This is a genomic window from Sedimentibacter sp. MB35-C1 (assembly GCF_030913635.1).
GTDB lineage: Bacteria > Bacillota > Clostridia > Tissierellales > Sedimentibacteraceae > Sedimentibacter.
In genome coordinates, this window is sequence record NZ_CP133188.1 from 3,390,888 (window position 1) to 3,409,232 (window position 18,345).

Consider the following 18,345-nt stretch of genomic DNA (forward strand, 5'->3'; position numbering starts at 1 on the left):
CACCTAATTAATTTTCCATAAAAAGAAATATATTATACTGATTAATTATATCAAAGCTTAACACATATTTCAATTTTTTATTAAAAATATTTAGATTATTGCATCTTATTTTTTCGGTAAAACCGTCCCGTTTATGCAAACGTATTTATGAAATTAAATTCATATAATTTACTTTTTATACATTTCGCAAAAACATTTACACAAACGCTAAAAAAATTATTATGCTTGTTATTCTGCCGTATTTTAATTTTTAAAAATTTTTTATATTTTTTTATAAATATGTATTGCAAATTAGGCAAAAAACTGTTAAAATACAGTTATCTTTTTTAAATATCGGAGGATTTTTTTAATGAAAACAGGTATAGTTAAATGGTTTGATTCCAAGAAGGGTTTTGGTTTTATCTCTTGCGATGACGGAAAAGATGTGTTCGTACACTTCTCAGCAATCGTTTCAGATGGTTTTAAAACTCTGGAAGAAGGTCAAAAGGTAAACTTTGATGTAGTAGACGGTCAAAAAGGACCTCAGGCTAGCAACGTCACTGTAGCATAGTATTGTTTTTAGAAATAATAATTAATATAGATATAGCATTTACTTATATTAATATTGGTTTCAAGGAGACGTGGAAAGGACTACAGTCGTAGTTCTTTTTCATTATAACAACATAATATTTATAAAAAAATGGAGGGTTTAATGAAAACAGGTACAGTTAAGTGGTTTGATTCGGCAAAGGGGTTTGGATTTATTTCAGGTGAAGACGGTAAAGATGTGTTTGTGCATTTTTCAGCAATTGCAGCTAACGGCTTTAAATCTTTGGAAGAAGGCCAAAAAGTTAACTATGATGTGGTTGAAGGTGCGCGTGGACCTCAGGCTGCAAATGTAACAGTAGCATAAATTGATACATTTCGTAATTAAAAAAATTGGCATAACGCCAATTTTTTATTTTACAATATTTCCACTTTCCAATTGTTCTAATGTCGGCATTCCGCTTTGAGCACCCAGTTTTGTTATGGAATATGCAGCAGCCTTGTTTGCAAATATTATTGCCTCTTCAAGATCTGACCCGTTTACCAACGCTGCAGCCAGTGCTCCGCAGAAGGTATCTCCTGCTCCAGTAGTATCAACAACATCAACTTTGTTGGATGGAATAAGCTTCATTTCACTGCCATCATAGTATTTTACGCCCTTTGAACCCAGAGTTACAATCAGTTTGTTCGGATATCTTTTTATTTCTTCTTCCACATCCGTATTTTTCCCCATTATTATTTTCAGTTCATGCTCATTAGGTGTTATATACGATGCATTTTCTATCATTGAACTGCTCAATTCAACTGCCGGTGCAGGATTCAAAAGTACTTTCACATTATTTTTTGTGCAGATATCCAATGTATACTCAACAGCTTCAAGAGGTATTTCAAGCTGAAGCAATACTATATCCGCAGACAGTATAACATCCTTATATTTGTTAATTATTTCTCTGTCAACCTTATAGTTTGCCCCCGGAATAACAATTATACTGTTATCTCCTTCTGCAACAATTATATTTGCGACTCCCGTAGGAATATCATTCACTGCCTGTATGCAGTCGGTATTAACATTTGCAGATTTTAAATTATCAACCGCAAAGCTGCCGTTTGTATCTGCTCCCACGCAACCTACCATGAAACTATCCGCACACAACTTTGATGCAGCCACTGCTTGATTTGCTCCCTTTCCGCCCGGTATCAGGGAGAATGTGTTTCCCAAAACAGTCTCACCTGCCTTTGGCCTTATGTCAGAAGTAAACACCATATCAACGTTTATTGAACCAACTACTACTACCTTACCCATGCAAACCTCCTTATATTGTAAAACGGGTATGCCACTATATTTATTTTGTGCTAAAGCAATACCCGTTATTATTATAATTATTTATATAATTTCATCCAGCTTGTACAAATCATTAAGCAAAATTTCCCTAAATTTTTCCATGTCAACTTCGGTCAAAACTTTCGGATACATATCGCCGTAGTCAATCCACTCTCTTGTATCGCATATTGTATTTCCTCTGCTTAACTCTTCGGAACAATCCACAGTCACAGGCATATGCCTGTATTTATACAACTCAGGATGTATGAGAAACATTATTGCACATGCGTCATGTATGGGCGTAAATGTCCCTTTCTTCACATGATCGCCCCTGAAGTAAAAATTCAACATTTCTCCGCACATTCTTGTAACCTTGCCGGAGCTTTTCATAAGATCGTCAACATCTTTTCTGAACAGTCCCGTGGAATGTGTTACATTGAGACCGCTCATGACAATAGGAAGCTTTGAATCAAATACTATCCTTGCTGCTTCCGGATCAGCCCATATGTTAAATTCTGCAGCAGGAGTAACATTTCCTACATCTGTAGACCCTCCCATAATTGAGATAAGCTCTATTTTTTCTGCTACTTCAGGAAACGTCTTAATAAGCAGTGCAATATTTGTTAGCGGGCCTACAGGAACAAGTGTGGTTTTTTCTTCAGAGCTCATTATTGTATCTCTCATAAACATAATCGCATTGTTCGAGTAAAGTTCCTTAGTATGCGGTAGCTGATAGTCCCCTGCCCCGTTGCTCCCGTGTATATTGCTTGCGGGTTTTTTTTCTCTCAATAATGGGCCTTTTGCACCTCTTGCTATTCTTATGTCTCTATTTAAAAATGACATCAGCCCCAAGGCATTATTTGTGACATTTTCTATTGTTTGATTGCCTGCAACAGTAGTTATTCCCAATAAGTTTAATTTATCCTCATTTGCTACGGCAAAGCACAAAGCAACAATATCATCTATACCCGGATCGCAGTCTATTATTATATTTCTTTTTTTCATCATTCCTCCAATAATATACGCATGTTATTTTCCGTTTAATTTTTCTCTTTTCTTCATTCTGTTATAGCTGTATATTCCAAGACCCAAAATTGTTGTAATATAAGGAATCATCTGTATAATCTCATGCGGCCATGCTCCCAGCTGAAGTATATTTGACAGAGCTGAGGCTGCACCGAACAAGAGCGAAACAAGGAATGATCCAATAGCAGTGTTTCCACCCATAGCACTTGCCGCAAGCGCTATAAATCCTCTACCCGCGCTCATACCGGTTGTAAAGTTTGTCATGTATCCTCCCGAAAGGAAAAAACCTCCCATGGATGCAAGTACACCGCTCAATATCAACGCTATATACTGAACCTTTTTAGAACTAATACCTACTGATTCCGCTGCGTTTTTATTCTCACCTACGGCTCTTATTCTAAGTCCAAGCGGCGTTTTGTATAAAAATAAATGCACGGCAACTACCATTAAAAGCGAAATATACGTTATTATGTTTTGATTTGAAATAACTTCACCAAAATACGGAATATTTTCTATAATAGGTATATCTATTTTAGGCAGAGGAACAGATGGCACAGATGATGACACTCCTCTATCACCTGATACTGCCAGAAGAATAAGCACAGTTGCACCGTTGGCTATAAGGTTTATGGCTATAGCCGCAAGAATTTCGTCTGTTTTCAATTTCAGCACGAAAAACGCAAGCATAAACCCTATAATTCCACCTATTATCATAGTAATAAACAAACCCATCCACGCATTTTGAAATGCTGCGGAAAACAAAACTCCGAACAGCGCTGAAAACAGCATAATTCCTTCCAGAGCCATATTAATTATACCTGCTCTTGAAGCTATTGCCGAGGCCAGTGCGGCAAGCAATATTGGTGTCGTGGCTCTTAAAGCCGCATTTAAAAATTCCGGTGAAAAAAGAGCATCTAATATCATTATTCGGCCTCCTTAACGTTGTTTAAAGTAGCTTTGGCTTCTTTGGCTACCATCTTATGCTTATACTTGCTCAGGAATTGCTCAGCAACAACCAGCAGGATTATAATTCCCTGTGTAACTGTAACAATTTCTGTAGGAACATTTGCTGCTATTGACATTTTCGAAGCGCCTACTCTGAGATACGCAAGGAAAAATGCCGCAAAAGGTACATACAATGGGTTCTTTCTGGCAAGAGTAGTAATTATTATGGCGTCCCAGCCGTATCCCAAGGAAGATGTCCATGAGAAACGGTTATACATTCCAAGCATTTCTACTCCTCCTCCTATTCCGAAAATAAATCCGCCCACCAACTGCGAAATAAGAGAAACTTTCAGCACATTAATACCTGAATACCTTGCAAAATTAGCATTTTCTCCTGTAACTCTGATCTCGTATCCTAACTTTGTTTTATAAAGAAAAATGTAACCGAAAACAGCAACAGCCAAAGCGATGATCAGGCCGAAATGAATCCTTGTTCCAGGAATTATGGAATTTAGCTGTGTACCTTCCGGTATGGCATATGATACAACGGCTCCGGCACTTGGATCTCTTAAAAAGTAACTTAGTATATATGAAGCAAAAAATGTCACCACATAGTTCATCATAAGTGATGAAACCAGCACATCTGAGTCCGTCTTTATTTTCATCACTGCTGGCACCGCTGTAATAATTGACCCGAAAAACCCTGCCATTAAAATGCATACCAACGGGCTTATAGCTCCGGGAAGAAATGTGTTTACAGCTATATATGTTGCTACAAGACCTCCTATATGGAAGGAACCTTCTCCGGCAAGATTTATCTGATTTGCCGCAAACATAATGCTGATACCTACACCTGTAAATATAAGAGGAATCATTGCTTCAATAACATTTCCTATACGCCTTGTTGTCTTCAGCGGCCCGATGAGAAGCTCAGCAATAGCCTTCAGCGGCTCATTGGTTGTCAAAAAAATAATTATAAATGAAATTAATAATGCTATACCGATTGATAATACGGTCCGAAAAATATCGAATTTTTTAGTGCTATTCATATATTATTCCCTCCAGTCTGTCATCCTTTTTTATGCCCAGCATGTATTTACCCAGCTCTTCTTCCGTAAGGTGCTTTACATCTTTGAATACCCCGGCGAACCTTCCTTTGTACATTACAGCCAGTCTATCACTTAATTCAAACACTTCGTTTAAGTCAGCCGAAATAAGTATTACTGCACAACCGGCATCTCTGAACTCTATTATTCTCTGCCTTATAAATGAAGCTGCACCAACATCGATACCCCTCGTAGGTTGGTTGGCTATGATAATTTTAGGGTCTGTGGAAAATTCTCTAGCAACTACAACCTTCTGAATGTTTCCTCCGGAAAGCATTCCGACATTTTGACTGTAGGACTTGCACTTTATAAGATATTCCTTAATAAGTTCATTAACTCTTGACTCTATTTTTTTCGTTTTCAGAATAAATCTTCCTGAGTATTCCGGACTGTCATACTGATTGGAAAGAATATTATCCATTATATTCATATTCGCAGCACAGCCCAAAGTCATTCTGTCCTCTGGAATATGCGCGACACCAAGTTTTCGTATACCATATATACTGCTTCCTCTTACATCCTTGTCAAAAATTTTGATTTCACCAGTATATTTTTTTGTAAGCCCAGTCAATGCTTCAACAAGATGCCCCTGACCATTGCCCTCAACACCTGCTATTCCAAAAATTTCTCCCGCCTTCAAATCAAAAGATAGATCCTTTACTCTGGCTATACCGGTTGATCCCAGCACATTCAGATTTCTAACTTTCATTACCGTTTCTTTAAGCTGCACAGGCTTTTTGTCAAATGAAAGCACAACATCTCTTCCTACCATGAGCCTTGACATTTCACTTGTAGAAATTTTACTTACATCATGAGTTCCCATGCTCTTACCGTTTCTCATGATTGTTGCCCTGTTACATATGGATTTTATTTCATCCAACTTATGAGAAATAAAAATTATGGTATGGCCTAACTCCTTTAATTTCTTTAACTGTACAAACAGTTCATCGGTTTCCTGAGGCGTTAACACTGCAGTAGGTTCATCCAATATCAATATGTCAGCCCCTCTGTACAGCGCTTTTAATATTTCAACCTTTTGCTTAATTCCTACAGGAAGCTCTTCTACTTTTGATTTTACATCAATCTCAAAGTTATACTTTTTTGCCAGCGAATCGGATATCTCCACCGCCTTGCTCATATCTATAAACAAATTGTTTTTAGGCTCAACGCCAAGAACTATATTTTCTGCAACAGTAAGCGAAGGTACAAGCATAAAGTGTTGATGAACCATCCCTATTCCTTTTTTTATTGCATCCTGAGGGGATTTTAAAACTATTTTATTACCATTCAGCATTATTTGCCCATGCTCAGGGGACTCCAGCCCGAAAAGAACCTTCATCAGCGTGCTCTTGCCCGCTCCGTTTTCCCCCAGCAGAGCATGAATTTCTCCCTTTTCAAGCTCCAGTGTTACATCTTCTACAGCCACTACCCCATTTGGATAAATCTTCATAATGTTTTTCATTTCAAGCACTTTATTGCTCATGGTGGATATCCTCCATTGAATTTATTAATGATTAATAATTAATAGTTAACAGCTATCATTAGCTATCAATTATTAACTATTAATAGTAATTTAACACTATAACCGTATTTTTACAGCTAGAAACAGTCAGGGGAAACCCCTGACTGTCAGATTGATGACAAAGTCATCAAGATAATGCTATTTTACTGAATCTTTAACAGCCTGTATTTCTTCTGTGGATTTACCGATTGCAGTATCTACAACTATTTCTCCACTTGTAATTTTTTGCTCTAATTCATCAATCTTAGTTCTGATTGATTCAGGAAGCATTTCTTCATAATGCTCATCTTTTACAATCTCAACTCCGCCTTCAGCAAAACCTAAAGATTCAGCCTTACCAAATTCAAGTTTTCCATCCAAGTCAAGCATTATTGCTCTGTATATTGAATTACCTACATTTTTAAGAGCTGAAGTAGGGATTACATGAGCTTTTTCAGGCATTAAAGCAGCCTGGTCTGAGTCAACACCGAATGCATATTTGTTAGCATCTATTGCAGCTTCTATCTGTCCAAGACCTGCAGCACCGGCAACATTATATCCTACATCAACGCCACCGCTCTGATACTGAGTTAATGCTATATCTTTTCCAGCAGCTGAGTCATAGAAGTTTCCTACATAACCTATTGCCACTTTGATATCCGGTTCAACTTCTTTTGCACCTTGGATATATCCCAGTAAGAAGTCGTTGATTATAGGGTTTTCCATTCCGCCTAAAAATCCAATGTTTTTAGTAGCAGGATCAACATTTTCAATTTCATCACTTGTTGTCATCATAGCTGCTGCAGCACCTATAAGGAATGAAACTTCATTCTGTTTGTACAGAACGTTATAAATATTGTTATTGTTTACATTTGCTTCAAAATCATAAGTTTCATCAAAGAATATAAATTTCTGATCAGGGAACTGTTCAGAAGCCTTTACTAATGGATCTAACATTTGGTATGTACCTACTATGATTACGTCATATTCACCGCTATCGCAGTATTCAAGCAATGTAGGTTCCCATTTAGTTTCATCAGCAGGAGTTGCACCCATTTGTTCAACTTTAAAGTCAAATTTGTCAGCACCAAGTTCATCCTTTAATTTCTGAAGACCTGAATTAGCTGAATCAAAGAACGATTTATCTCCTAATGTTCCGTTCAGCAATAGAGCTGCTTTATACTGTTCTCCGTTTCCTTCTGGTGTTTCAGAAGAAGTACCGCATGCAGTCAACGAAAAAATCATTGCAACTACAAGCAGTAAAGAAAATACCTTTTTCATTTTAAATCCTCCTATTTGTTTGAGCTTTTTTAATGTATTTTAAAGTATCACTTACTAAATCATCCAACTTAATTTCCTCATAATGCCTCATATAGGTTATAAGTTTATCAAATTCAGATGAAATAAGTTTTTTTGGAATGATACGCATTCCCTTTTGAATTCCAAGCACAGGCATAATCATACCTGCATTGCAGTCTGCATCAATACCGCACATTGTTATTATGTTAAGCGTTTTTTCATAATCCCCTTCGCCAAACATAAGAGCGATTATTTCACAGCATGCATTTGGATAAGCATGAATCCAGTTGTATTTTATATATTTTTTTTCACATTCAGCTAAAGCATCGTGCCAGTCACTGTGCTTCTTACAGCAATCGTACGCGAAGCTTACTACAGAATAATATTCACTATCTGAAGGTATCATGGATATTGCTGCTTCTATAATTTCCTTTATATCATCGTTTACAAATGACATGGAAATCATCACTGCATTAAATATTTCTCCTAAAATGCCATTGTTAATGTGTGAAACTTCAGCATCTTTCCATGCAAGCTCTGCGGCAAGTCTCGGATTACCCGGTGCGACCATTCCGCATACTGCTCCCCTCATCTGTGCCCCAATCCATTCATTAAACGGGTTGTTCCATTGGGCACTTTCCGGCGGCATCATACCTGAGCGTATATTTCTTAAAGCCAGCTCTTCGGCGGACCAACCAACTGGTATAAGTCCAATCCATGACAAAGCAATATCTTTACTTGTCACATCATAGCCTTTTTCTTTAAATGCATCAAGGAATGCTATTTCAAAGGTTATATCATCGTTGTATGTATTCGGCTCTCTTATGTAGTCCTTAACATCTCCAAAAGCATCATAAAGGTTTTTGGACGTATAGCCCTCAACCATTGTACCCATTGCCGCACCAATAAGCTGTGACATCCAAGCTGCTTTTATCTGATCTTTAAATTTGTCGGACCCTATTTCAACTTCAACGGTTTCCTTGAATTTTACGCTTTTTTCATATTGGTCAAAATTTTTATAAAATGTATATTTCCAGTAAGGTGATTCTTCGTTCTTTTTGGCATTAAGAAATTCGTTTCTAAGCTCTGCTGAAATTTTTTGAAGCTCAACCTTGTTTCCTGACTTGTGGGCCTCTAAACCTTTTTCAAGGAGCTCATATGCATTTTTTACTGAGTATCCTCTGTTTTCTAGAGCCTGAACTGCAGCAACCATAGCAATTTCAGGAGCACCAGAACCAGGCACGTTGCTGCCCCAATCAAGGTTCAATATGTTATCATAAAAATCAGCAACCTTTTTTAATGGTCCCCATCCTTGCTCTTCTTCTTTCAGAACTGTAGGCTTTGCATTTGAAAATAATTCATATGCCATTTCCCAAGCTTTCTTTTCCATAATAAACTCCTACGCAATCTCCAGAGCAATTTTCATCATGTCTTTAAATCCTTTTTCTCTTTGCTCAGGAGTAGTTTCTGTCTGGTTTGCTATTGAATCTGAAACTGTAAGTACTGTAAGTGCATTTACACCTGCTCTGGAAGCGTTGCAGTAAAGTGCATATGTTTCCATTTCTGCAGCAAGGCATCCCATCTTAGCCCAACTTTTCCAGTTTTCTGAATTATCATTATAAAAAATGTCCGAAGTAACAACATTTCCTACAAACGCAGTAATGTTATTTTCATCAGCAGTTTTTTTAGCCTTTGAGAGAAGTTCCCATGATGCTGTAGCTGAATAGACACCTGGAAGGTTATACTGAGAAGCATAATTTGAATCCGTGCTTGCGCCTATTGCCAATACAATATCATAAAGATTCAGCTTGGGATCATAAGCCCCGCATGAACCTACTCTTATAAGATTTTTTACTCCATACATATGTATCAATTCATACGAATAAATTCCTATTGATGGGCATCCCATTCCCGTACCCATAACAGAAACCTTTTTACCTTTGTATGTACCAGTGTATCCAAACATATTTCTTACAGCATTAAACTGTTCAACATCGTTTAAAAAATTTTCAGCAATAAATTTTGCTCTTAGTGGATCTCCCGGCAAAAGAACTGTTTCTGCTATTTGCCCTTTTGTGGCATTGTTGTGTGGTGTTGACATATCTTTCTCCTTTACATTTTTATTTTTATTAAACTTAAGTTAGAAAGGCTATAATATATTACTATCTTTTTTAAAATTAGTCAATATTCTTAAGGCGTTTTAATCTATTTGCGCTTTGAATTCTTGAATCTTGCATTTTTAGTTTTATTTCCTGGCCTTCTATTTCCGCCTTGCTCGGCCTTTTTATCACTGTCTGATAGTCTAATTCCGTCTTTCGTCATTTCTACTACATTTTTTTTCATCAATCTGCCAACTGCTTTTTTAAATGAGCTTTTGCTTAAGCCAAGCTTTTCTTTAATTTCTTCAGGGCTGGAATCATCATTAATTCTTATAAACCCTTTATTCTTTGACAAGATGTTTAAAATCTTTTCTCCGTCCCTATCTATTTGAAGCTTTGGCGCATCTTTCAGGCTTAAATCCAATTTACCGTCTTCCTTAATGTGACTTACCCTTACATCCACAATCTCCCCTGGATGCATAGGCTTTAAAATTTCACCTTCGTGTATTAGCCCAAGATACTTTCCGTCAACTGCAACCATAGCTCCAAGCCCTCTTTTCAAGCTGAACACTGTACCCTTAACCATATCATTCACCTTGTATGGTGAATCCGTTCTAAGCACCTTAAACAGGTTCATAGTAGCACACAGGCGGTCTGATTTATCAATATAAAGCCCAACTAAATATTCTCCGCCCAATTTAATTTCTCCAACCTGCTCCTTAAATGGCAAAAATAAATCTTTTTCCAATCCCCAGTTTAAGAACGCTCCTATTCTTGTAAGCTGAACCACCTTCAAATAAGCAATTTCACCTATTTGTATCCTTGGCTTTTTTGTAGTTGCTATAATTCTATCGTTTGAATCTCTATATACAAAGACATTGATTCTGTCACCTGTCTTTGTATCTTGAGGAACCTGCTTTAAAGGCAGCAGAACTCTGTCTTCTTTTCTTTCATCATCCTTATTTTTAAGATATACTCCGAAATCTACTTTTTTAACTACTTCCAACTCTTGCATTTCGCCTAATTTTATCATATTTTCTCCTCAATAAACAAAACTTTACTCTCTCATCCAGTATTTTAGTTATTATAATTATTTCTTACCTTTTTCCTAACAATCTAAACATGTTTTTTTTATAATTTTCAACACCCGGCTGAGTGAACGGATCTATTTTATTAGTGTATCCGCTTATTGCACATGCCATCATAAAAAAATAAAAAAGTTTACCCATGCAAAATTCATTCAACTCAGGTACTCCAACTATAATGCCGGGAACACTTCCCTCACTGTGCGCCATAAAAGTACCCTCAAAAGCACTCCGATTTATGGCACTAAGCTTCATACCTGATATATAATTCAATTTATCAAAATCATTTTCTTCATAAGGTACGGTCATATCATACTTAGAATTATTTACCATTAACGTTGTTTCAAAAATTATCTTTCGTCCGTCCTGAACAAACTGCCCCATAGAATGAAGATCTGTGGTGAAATTTAACGATGCCGGAAAAATTCCCTTTCCTTCCTTTCCCTCGCTTTCACCGAACAGTTGCTTCCACCATTCTGAAACAGATGCATGTGAAGGCTCGTAGTTAACAAGCACTTCCACTTCCTTGCCCTTTCTGTTCAAAATATTTCTGGCAGCTGCATATTGACAACAGATGTTGTCGTTAAAATTTCTTGTATGGTATTCATCCTCTGCTGATCTCAATCCGCTAATAAACTCATCAATATTCAATCCTGCTGCAGCCATGGGAAGAAGCCCTACCGGTGTGATTACAGAATACCTTCCTCCTATGTTGTCAGGTATTACAAATGTCTTGTAATCCTTTAGGCCGGACATGCTTTTCAGTGCCCCCTTGCTCCTGTCCGTAATTACAAAAATACGTTCAGAAGCTTCTCGTCCGTATTTTTCTTCCATTAAATCTCTTAAAATTCTAAAGGATACGGCAGTTTCCAACGTTGTTCCCGATTTTGAAATCACTATTAAGCAAATGTCCTTATTTTTAATTGCTTCTACTAAATTTCTAAGGTATGAACCGCTTAGATTCTGCCCTGCATAATAAACCTGCGGACTTTTTAATTCATTGTGAAAATCTCCCCTTATTGCTTCTATTGCAGCTCTTGCCCCCAAGTATGAGCCGCCTATTCCAAGAAGTATAAAGGCATTGCAGCCATTTATGTATTTGGCGGTTTTTTTAATCTCGTCAAATTCTTTCACATCCATATTCTTCGCGTAATCCAGCCACCCTGTCATATCAGAACTTATCCCATTTTTATCAAGCAAAAGTTCCTGAGCCTTCATAATTTCCGGCGCAATGTCCTTCATATCAGCATCATTTATAAAGCTTCCTTTTAAATCAAGATATATTTCCTTCATACTACCCCTCTTTCTAACTAAATTATTTCTGCCATAAGTATGGCATAATCATCCTTATGGATCTTGCAATAGTCAACTAGTGACTTTTCTAAATTCTTTAAAATGCTTCCGCCGCCTTTAATTATATTAGCTAAACTTTCAACGCCGTATTGTTTATTTTCACAATTTTTTGCTTCAGTTATCCCGTCGGTGTATAAAAACAGTTTGTCCCCAACGCTCAGGCTAATATTGTTTTCATCATAGCTGACATTATCAAATATATTGGCAATCGGATATCCTTTTGATTTCAGCAGGCTTATTTCACTGTTTGTTCTGAGAAGAATGGGTTCAGAGTTATGCCCGGCATTTGCATATCTTAGCACATGAGTTTCCTTATTGTATACTCCGAAAAAAACTGAAAAGTATTTGTCGTAATCCAAGTTCAGAGAAAGAAATGTCTTATGAAGTTCCTTCATAATTTTATCAATACTCTTGTTTCCTTTAGCTATTGTTCTTAAGGACTGTCTGACAAATACCGTCAAAAGTGAGGCTGTAACGCCATGACCGACTACATCACAAATATAAACACCTGTGTTTTCATCATCAATTTTAAACACATCAAAAAAATCTCCGCTTAATGATTCTGACGACTCGTAAAGATAATCGATGCTGAGTCCATTGTACATTCCTTTTGGAGGAAGCATTCTTATCTGCATATTTCTTGCAAATTTAATATCTTCACTCATTTTCCTGTTTCTTTCATTGATTTTTTTCGAAAGTATTTTTTCATTAGTAATGTCTCTAAAAACCTCAACGGCGCATACCGTTTTTTTGTCAATGTCCTGAATAGGTGATGAAATTACCATAAACGTCCTGTTTCCAACAGCTGCTTCTTTCTTCATAATAACACCGTGCTCTATTGTTTTTCTCGAAATACAGTTCCCGCATTTTTTTTCCGAGCAGAAAACATCAAAGCATTTCTTTCCCACAATTTCTCCGAGTTCTTCTCTCATCTTCCTGTTTGCATAAAGAACCGTATTGTTGTTATCTACAACCCTTACCCAGTCTATCATTCCGTCAACTATTCTAAGCTGTGTTTCATTTAGCTTGATGTTTTCCATATGTCACTTCCTTAGGCATTATTTTTTCCTTTGTATAACTGCACAACAGCCTTCCTATCTTATCTGAATCGTGCCTTATATAATTTTTCCTTATTTCAACAAAATTGCTGCTTATAACTTTAATATTCATTTCTTCAAGCTGTCTAGTCTGCTCATCATCAATTAATATCTGCTTTGCACCCTTAAACTTATAATTTTCTATCTGTTTTTCTGATATAAGCTCATCATTTGCTATTACAAAGTCTATGACATATCTGTTGCTATGCTTGATAATTGCACTCACATGATCATATACATTGTAGTTATCAGTTTCTCCGGGCTGTGTCATGAGATTGCATATGTAAAACTTTGCAGCCTTTGATTCAGCTATCAAATCCGATATATTTCTAACAAGCAGGTTTGGAATAACACTGGTATACAAGCTCCCGGGTCCAAGTACTATTATATCAGCCTGCTTTATATCTCTTACGGTCTCTTCCAGAGGCTCACACATATCGGGAACAAGGGAAACCCTGTCTATTCTGCAGCCTGACTTGCTAACAAACTCTGGTATATCTTTTTCTCCCAATATGCATTCACCGTTATCCAAGTATGCTTTAAGCTGTGAATCCTGAAGCGTCATAGGAAGCACTTTTCCCGACAGCCTGAAAATGCTGCCTATCTCCTTCAATGCGTGCTCATAATCTCCAAAAAGTTCATACATTGCTGCAATCAAAAGATTTCCGAAACTCTGTCCATTAAGATAACCGTCTTTAAATCTATGCTGCATAAGCCTGACCATTGTAGGTTCGACATCAGATAATGCAATGATGCAGTTTCTCATATCACCCGGAGGCAGCATCCCCAAGTCCTCTCTCAGAACTCCCGAGCCGCCGCCGTTATCGGCTACGGTAACGACAGCCGAAATATCACGGGTATACTTTTTTAAACCTCTCAATAAAATCGACAGGCCTGTTCCTCCTCCAAATACAACCAGCTTCATAAATACCTCTCTTACTTATTTACATCTCTGTGGTTGGAAAGAACCCTGTAATTTTCCTTACATAGAACTTCCGAAATTTTATTTGCTATTGTCACAGAACGATGCTTTCCTCCTGTACACCCAATTGCTACAACAAGGTTCGATTTTCCTTCTTTTATATAGTTTGGCATAAGAAAAAGCAGCATATCCTTCAGTTTTTCAATAAAAATATTCGTTGTATCAAATCCCATAACGTAATCCTGAACATTTTTATCATTGCCGGTATAATTCTTCAAAGATTCAATGTAAAACGGATTGGGAAGAAATCTAACATCAAAAACCAGATCAGAATCTTGCGGGAGTCCGTACTTATAGCCGAACGACATTACTGTAATATTCAAATTATGAGTTATTTGACCTCGTACAAAAATACCAAGAATTTCTTCTTTTAACCTGCCAAGCTTCATATTTGTTGTGTAAATAATATAGTCGCTTCGTTTCTTTACTTCCTCCAGCATCAGTCTTTCCTCGTGTATACCGTCAACAATGGTTCCGGTCGTACTTAAAGGATGAGGTCTTCTTTGTTCCTTGTATCTTTTAACCAATTCATCATCTGATGCATCAAGAAACATAATGCTGTACTGTATCCCCATTTTTTTCAGCTCATCAAGGCTGTTAAACAAATCTTTGAAAAAAATTCCTCCTCTTATATCCGCAACAACCGCAACCTTGTTAACCTCTTTTGACGAACTTTTGCAAAGCTCTGCAAAATTCGGAAGGAGAGCCGGAGGCAAATTATCCATGCAATAATAATTAATATCTTCCAAAACATTGATAGCCTGACTTTTTCCCGCGCCAGACATTCCCGTAATAATTACAAACTCCATATTCTCCCCTCTTTCTATCTTAAATTTATAATTCGGCTTAAATCAAGTTTTGCATCCATAGCTTCTTTTAAACCATTCTCATATCTGCCAATATTATCTTTTATGTGAGCGTCACTGTTTATTACAAACTTAACATCATATTTCGATGCAATTTTAATTTCTTCTGCGTTTAAATGACTGTGACTGTTATTTATTTCAAGAATTGTCCCTGTTTTTTCCGCAGTTTTTGCAATCAATTCTGTATTAAGCGGAATTTTATCTCCAGGATGTGTTAATATATTTATTTTATATTTATTCATAGCGTTTATAACAGCCTCTGTATTTTTTTCTCTCATATTTTCAAAAACTTTCTTGCTTTTCCTGCCAATTTTATTCATAATTGTAAATTTCCAAACATCATCTAGAGAAGAAAACACTGTGCCGATATGGTATCCGCATAAAATAATGTCACAATATTTTAAAACTTCATCTGATATATCTGTATTTCCCTTATAATCTAATATATTTGCCTCTACCCCCATCAGAATTTTTATCTGAGGATATTTTTTTCTCATTTGGATTATTTTTTCTTTTGATTCTTTAATTTTTTCCATTTTTATTCCGTAAAAATAATGTGACGGTCCATGATCTGTTACGGCAATTTCTTCAAGCCCTATTTCCACAGCTCTTTGTACGATTTCTTCAATTGTGGACTTTCCATGGTTTCTCCTGGAATATGTTGAGTGAACATGATAGTCAGCTATTGTCCTCATAAACACCTCTTTTTATTAATAAATATTGTTAGTTGTATGATAATTATCTGAACGCCTCTACACTGTTGTTACAGGCTTGTTCCCAGTATTTTAACTTCCGGCTCCAGCGTTATACCGAATTTATCATTTACGGTACTTATCACAATTCTCATAAGCTCAAGTACATCCTGGCAGCATGCATTGTCTATATTAACTATAAAACCGCAATGCTTGTCGGAAACCATCGCTCCTCTGTGAATCAATCCCTTTAATCCTGCATCCTCTATAAGTTTTGACGCGTATCCGTTTACAGGACGTTTGAATGTGCTCCCTGCACTTGGAAGATTAAGCGGCTGCTTTGATATCCGCCTGTCGTTCAATTCTCTGATTAAAGACAAAATCTCTTCTCTTTCACCTTCCTTAAATTCAAACTCAGCTTCCAGAACAATGTATTCTGAATCTGTTATTTTTGAATGCCTGTATGTAAATTCCATATCATCATTTGAAAATTTATGCACATTGCCGTCACGATCAATGCATTTCACGCTTTTTACAACCTGCTTCATTTCTCCGCCATACGCACCTGCATTCATATATACAGCTCCGCCGAGACAACCTGGAATTCCGCTGGCAAATTCAAACCCTGCCAATCCCTCTCTCGCTATAAATTTCGACATTGCGGACAGCAATAATCCTGATCCTGCAATTACAATGTTTCCGTTTCTTTCAATATAACTAAATTTATCTCCGATTTTTATTATTACACCCTTAAATCCCTCGTCAGCAACAAGTAGATTAGTTCCGTTTCCTATTACAAAACAATCAGTCTCATACTTTTTGACAAGTTTTAAAACTGATATTAAATCTTCCGTATCTTCAGGTTCTGCAAGTATAGCCGCAGGACCTCCTATTTTAAAATAAGTGTGATTTTTTAAAGGTTCATCCTTAAGAACACTGCCTCTTACAACAGAAGTCATATCCTCATAAAGCCGGTTAATTTTTGATTGATATTTCATTACTTCACCCTTTCTAAACCATCTGTGTACATTGTAACATCCATTAAGATTTTTTTAAAGATATATTTTTTATTTATGCGGTTGATTAATAAAATAGACTAATCCTAATTTTAAATTGACATAGTCCTTCAATACTGTTAATATATTAGTATAGTTGTATAAATATTATTATATTCTTATAATTAGTTCAAAAATAAATAACTTCTTTGGAGGGATTATGAAAGAAAAAGTATTGGAATTGATTAAAAATATAACTCCCGATCTGAACAATTTGAGCCTGGAAATCTACAACAACCCTGAGCTGGGATATGAAGAATATGAAGCGTGCAGGCTTCATACAGAACTTCTTCAGAAATACGGCTTTGATGTTCAAAATAATTTTTCAGGAGTTCCAACAGGCTTCAAAGCCGAATATAAAAGCGGCAAACCCGGCCTTACAATTGCTTACATGGCAGAATATGATGCACTCCCAGGCATCGGGCACGGCTGCGGTCATAATCTTCTTGGAACCGTAAGCACAGGAGCCGGCATAGTACTGAAACAGCTTGTAGACGAAATCGGCGGAAATGTAATTGTCTTCGGTACTCCCGCAGAAGAGACGAGCGGAGCAAAGGTTACGTATGTTGAAAACCATGAGTTTGATAATGTTGATATAGCAATGATGGCTCATCCGGGAAGTGAGTATGCAAAAAGTGGATCCTCTCTTGCCCTTGAGCCGGTGCAGTTTGAATTTTTCGGAAAAACCGCTCATGCAGCAGCATCTCCGGAAAAAGGAGTAAATGCTCTTGATGCAGCAATACAGACATTTAATAGTATAAACGCCTTAAGAGAACATATAAAAAGTGACTCCAGAGTCCACGGGGTAATAATTAATGGAGGCAAGGCTGCAAACATTGTTCCGGACTATTCAAAATCACAGTTTTATGTCCGTTCTACATCAAAGACATACAATCTTGAACTTCTGGAAAAAATTAAAAATTGCGCTAAAGGAGCTGCTTTATCTACCGGTTGTGAGCTAAAAATAACAAAGTATGAATTCAGCTACGACAACATGGTAACAAATGAAACCCTATCGGAAATATTCAGTGAAAAAATATTTCAGGTATCAGGAATAACGATGAATGAACCTGCCAAGAATACAGGCTCAATTGATGCAGGTCAAGTAAGCCAGGTATGCCCGACAATACATCCTTACTTTGACATTACTAACAATAAAAATATAGCAGGGCATACGAAAGAAATGGCCGAAAACACGCTGACTGAATATGCCAAGGAACAGATGAAAAACACTGTTGCAGCACTTGTTTTAACAGCAGCAGAAGTTATGCATAATAAAGAATTGTACAAAAAAATAAAGATAGAATTTGATAACGCTGAAAAATAAAACAGAATTAAACATATAAAAAATGCCCTCTTAATCAAAATTAAGAGAGCATTTTTTTATATGAAT

The 18,345-nt window shown here is 36.7% G+C and carries 18 protein-coding genes; 3 read left to right on the forward strand and 15 right to left on the reverse strand.

The genetic code is table 11. The annotated features are described in order from the left end of the window. Positions 1-349: 349 nt before the first annotated feature. Both RBQ61_RS16535 and RBQ61_RS16540 read left to right on the forward strand, forming a co-directional pair. Positions 350-550, forward strand: coding sequence for a cold-shock protein (locus RBQ61_RS16535; RefSeq protein ID WP_308138315.1), 201 nt, complete (start codon positions 350-352; stop codon positions 548-550). 141 nt (positions 551-691) lie between these two features. Further along, the gene (locus tag RBQ61_RS16540) at positions 692-892 is read left to right on the forward strand and encodes a cold-shock protein (RefSeq protein ID WP_308138316.1); all 201 of its coding nucleotides are present in this window, start codon (positions 692-694) and stop codon (positions 890-892) included. A 45-nt stretch (positions 893-937) separates the two neighbouring features. Here the strand turns inward: RBQ61_RS16540 and rbsK are convergent, their stop codons facing one another. The 15 genes from rbsK to murB all read right to left on the reverse strand — a co-directional run bounded on the left by rbsK (position 938) and on the right by murB (position 16,895). Continuing rightward, entirely contained in the window at positions 938-1,828 is an 891-nt protein-coding gene (rbsK, locus tag RBQ61_RS16545; RefSeq protein WP_308138317.1) for a ribokinase, read from the reverse strand. An 81-nt stretch (positions 1,829-1,909) separates the two neighbouring features. Then, positions 1,910-2,854 (reverse strand): nucleoside hydrolase, encoded by a 945-nt coding sequence (locus tag RBQ61_RS16550; protein WP_308138318.1) that lies wholly within the window; start codon positions 2,852-2,854, stop codon positions 1,910-1,912. Positions 2,855-2,875: 21 nt separating this feature from the next. Further along, positions 2,876-3,796, reverse strand: a complete 921-nt coding sequence (locus RBQ61_RS16555; protein WP_308138319.1) for an ABC transporter permease — start codon at positions 3,794-3,796, stop codon at positions 2,876-2,878. Further along, positions 3,796-4,866: an ABC transporter permease gene (locus tag RBQ61_RS16560; RefSeq protein ID WP_308138320.1), complete on the reverse strand. Its 1,071-nt coding sequence runs from the start codon at positions 4,864-4,866 to the stop codon at positions 3,796-3,798. The genes RBQ61_RS16555 and RBQ61_RS16560 overlap by 1 nt, the downstream gene beginning before the upstream one ends. Continuing rightward, positions 4,859-6,406 carry an ABC transporter ATP-binding protein gene (locus RBQ61_RS16565; RefSeq protein WP_308138321.1) on the reverse strand — a complete coding sequence of 516 codons (1,548 nt, stop codon included), beginning with the start codon at positions 6,404-6,406 and terminating at the stop codon, positions 4,859-4,861. The genes RBQ61_RS16560 and RBQ61_RS16565 overlap by 8 nt, the downstream gene beginning before the upstream one ends. A gap of 177 nt (positions 6,407-6,583) precedes the next feature. Beyond that, on the reverse strand, positions 6,584-7,705 hold the full coding sequence (locus RBQ61_RS16570) for a BMP family ABC transporter substrate-binding protein (RefSeq protein ID WP_308138322.1): 1,122 nt from the start codon (positions 7,703-7,705) through the stop codon (positions 6,584-6,586). Between the two features lies 1 nt (position 7,706). Continuing rightward, on the reverse strand, positions 7,707-9,113 hold the full coding sequence (locus RBQ61_RS16575) for an ADP-ribosylglycohydrolase family protein (RefSeq protein WP_308138323.1): 1,407 nt from the start codon (positions 9,111-9,113) through the stop codon (positions 7,707-7,709). Positions 9,114-9,122: 9 nt separating this feature from the next. Beyond that, on the reverse strand, positions 9,123-9,824 hold the full coding sequence (gene deoD / locus RBQ61_RS16580; RefSeq protein ID WP_308138324.1) for a purine-nucleoside phosphorylase: 702 nt from the start codon (positions 9,822-9,824) through the stop codon (positions 9,123-9,125). A 104-nt stretch (positions 9,825-9,928) separates the two neighbouring features. Beyond that, on the reverse strand, positions 9,929-10,855 hold the full coding sequence (locus RBQ61_RS16585) for a S1 RNA-binding domain-containing protein (protein WP_308138325.1): 927 nt from the start codon (positions 10,853-10,855) through the stop codon (positions 9,929-9,931). Between the two features lie 64 nt (positions 10,856-10,919). Continuing rightward, on the reverse strand, positions 10,920-12,200 hold the full coding sequence (locus tag RBQ61_RS16590; protein ID WP_308138326.1) for a glucose-6-phosphate isomerase: 1,281 nt from the start codon (positions 12,198-12,200) through the stop codon (positions 10,920-10,922). A gap of 17 nt (positions 12,201-12,217) precedes the next feature. Then, the gene (locus tag RBQ61_RS16595) at positions 12,218-13,300 is read right to left on the reverse strand and encodes a SpoIIE family protein phosphatase (RefSeq protein ID WP_308138327.1); all 1,083 of its coding nucleotides are present in this window, start codon (positions 13,298-13,300) and stop codon (positions 12,218-12,220) included. Beyond that, complete coding sequence (gene yvcK / locus RBQ61_RS16600; protein WP_308138328.1) at positions 13,278-14,282, reverse strand: uridine diphosphate-N-acetylglucosamine-binding protein YvcK; 1,005 nt, start codon at positions 14,280-14,282, stop codon at positions 13,278-13,280. Before yvcK ends, RBQ61_RS16595 begins: the two co-directional genes overlap by 23 nt. 11 nt (positions 14,283-14,293) lie before the next feature. After that, complete coding sequence (gene rapZ / locus RBQ61_RS16605; protein ID WP_308138329.1) at positions 14,294-15,148, reverse strand: RNase adapter RapZ; 855 nt, start codon at positions 15,146-15,148, stop codon at positions 14,294-14,296. A gap of 14 nt (positions 15,149-15,162) precedes the next feature. Continuing rightward, positions 15,163-15,900 (reverse strand): PHP domain-containing protein, encoded by a 738-nt coding sequence (locus tag RBQ61_RS16610; RefSeq protein ID WP_308138330.1) that lies wholly within the window; start codon positions 15,898-15,900, stop codon positions 15,163-15,165. A gap of 68 nt (positions 15,901-15,968) precedes the next feature. Next, on the reverse strand, positions 15,969-16,895 hold the full coding sequence (murB, locus tag RBQ61_RS16615) for a UDP-N-acetylmuramate dehydrogenase (RefSeq protein ID WP_308138331.1): 927 nt from the start codon (positions 16,893-16,895) through the stop codon (positions 15,969-15,971). A 217-nt stretch (positions 16,896-17,112) separates the two neighbouring features. On the opposite strand from murB, the gene RBQ61_RS16620 reads away from it, so the two are divergent. Next, positions 17,113-18,279, forward strand: a complete 1,167-nt coding sequence (locus RBQ61_RS16620; RefSeq protein ID WP_308138332.1) for a M20 family metallopeptidase — start codon at positions 17,113-17,115, stop codon at positions 18,277-18,279. Positions 18,280-18,345: the final 66 nt, after the last annotated feature.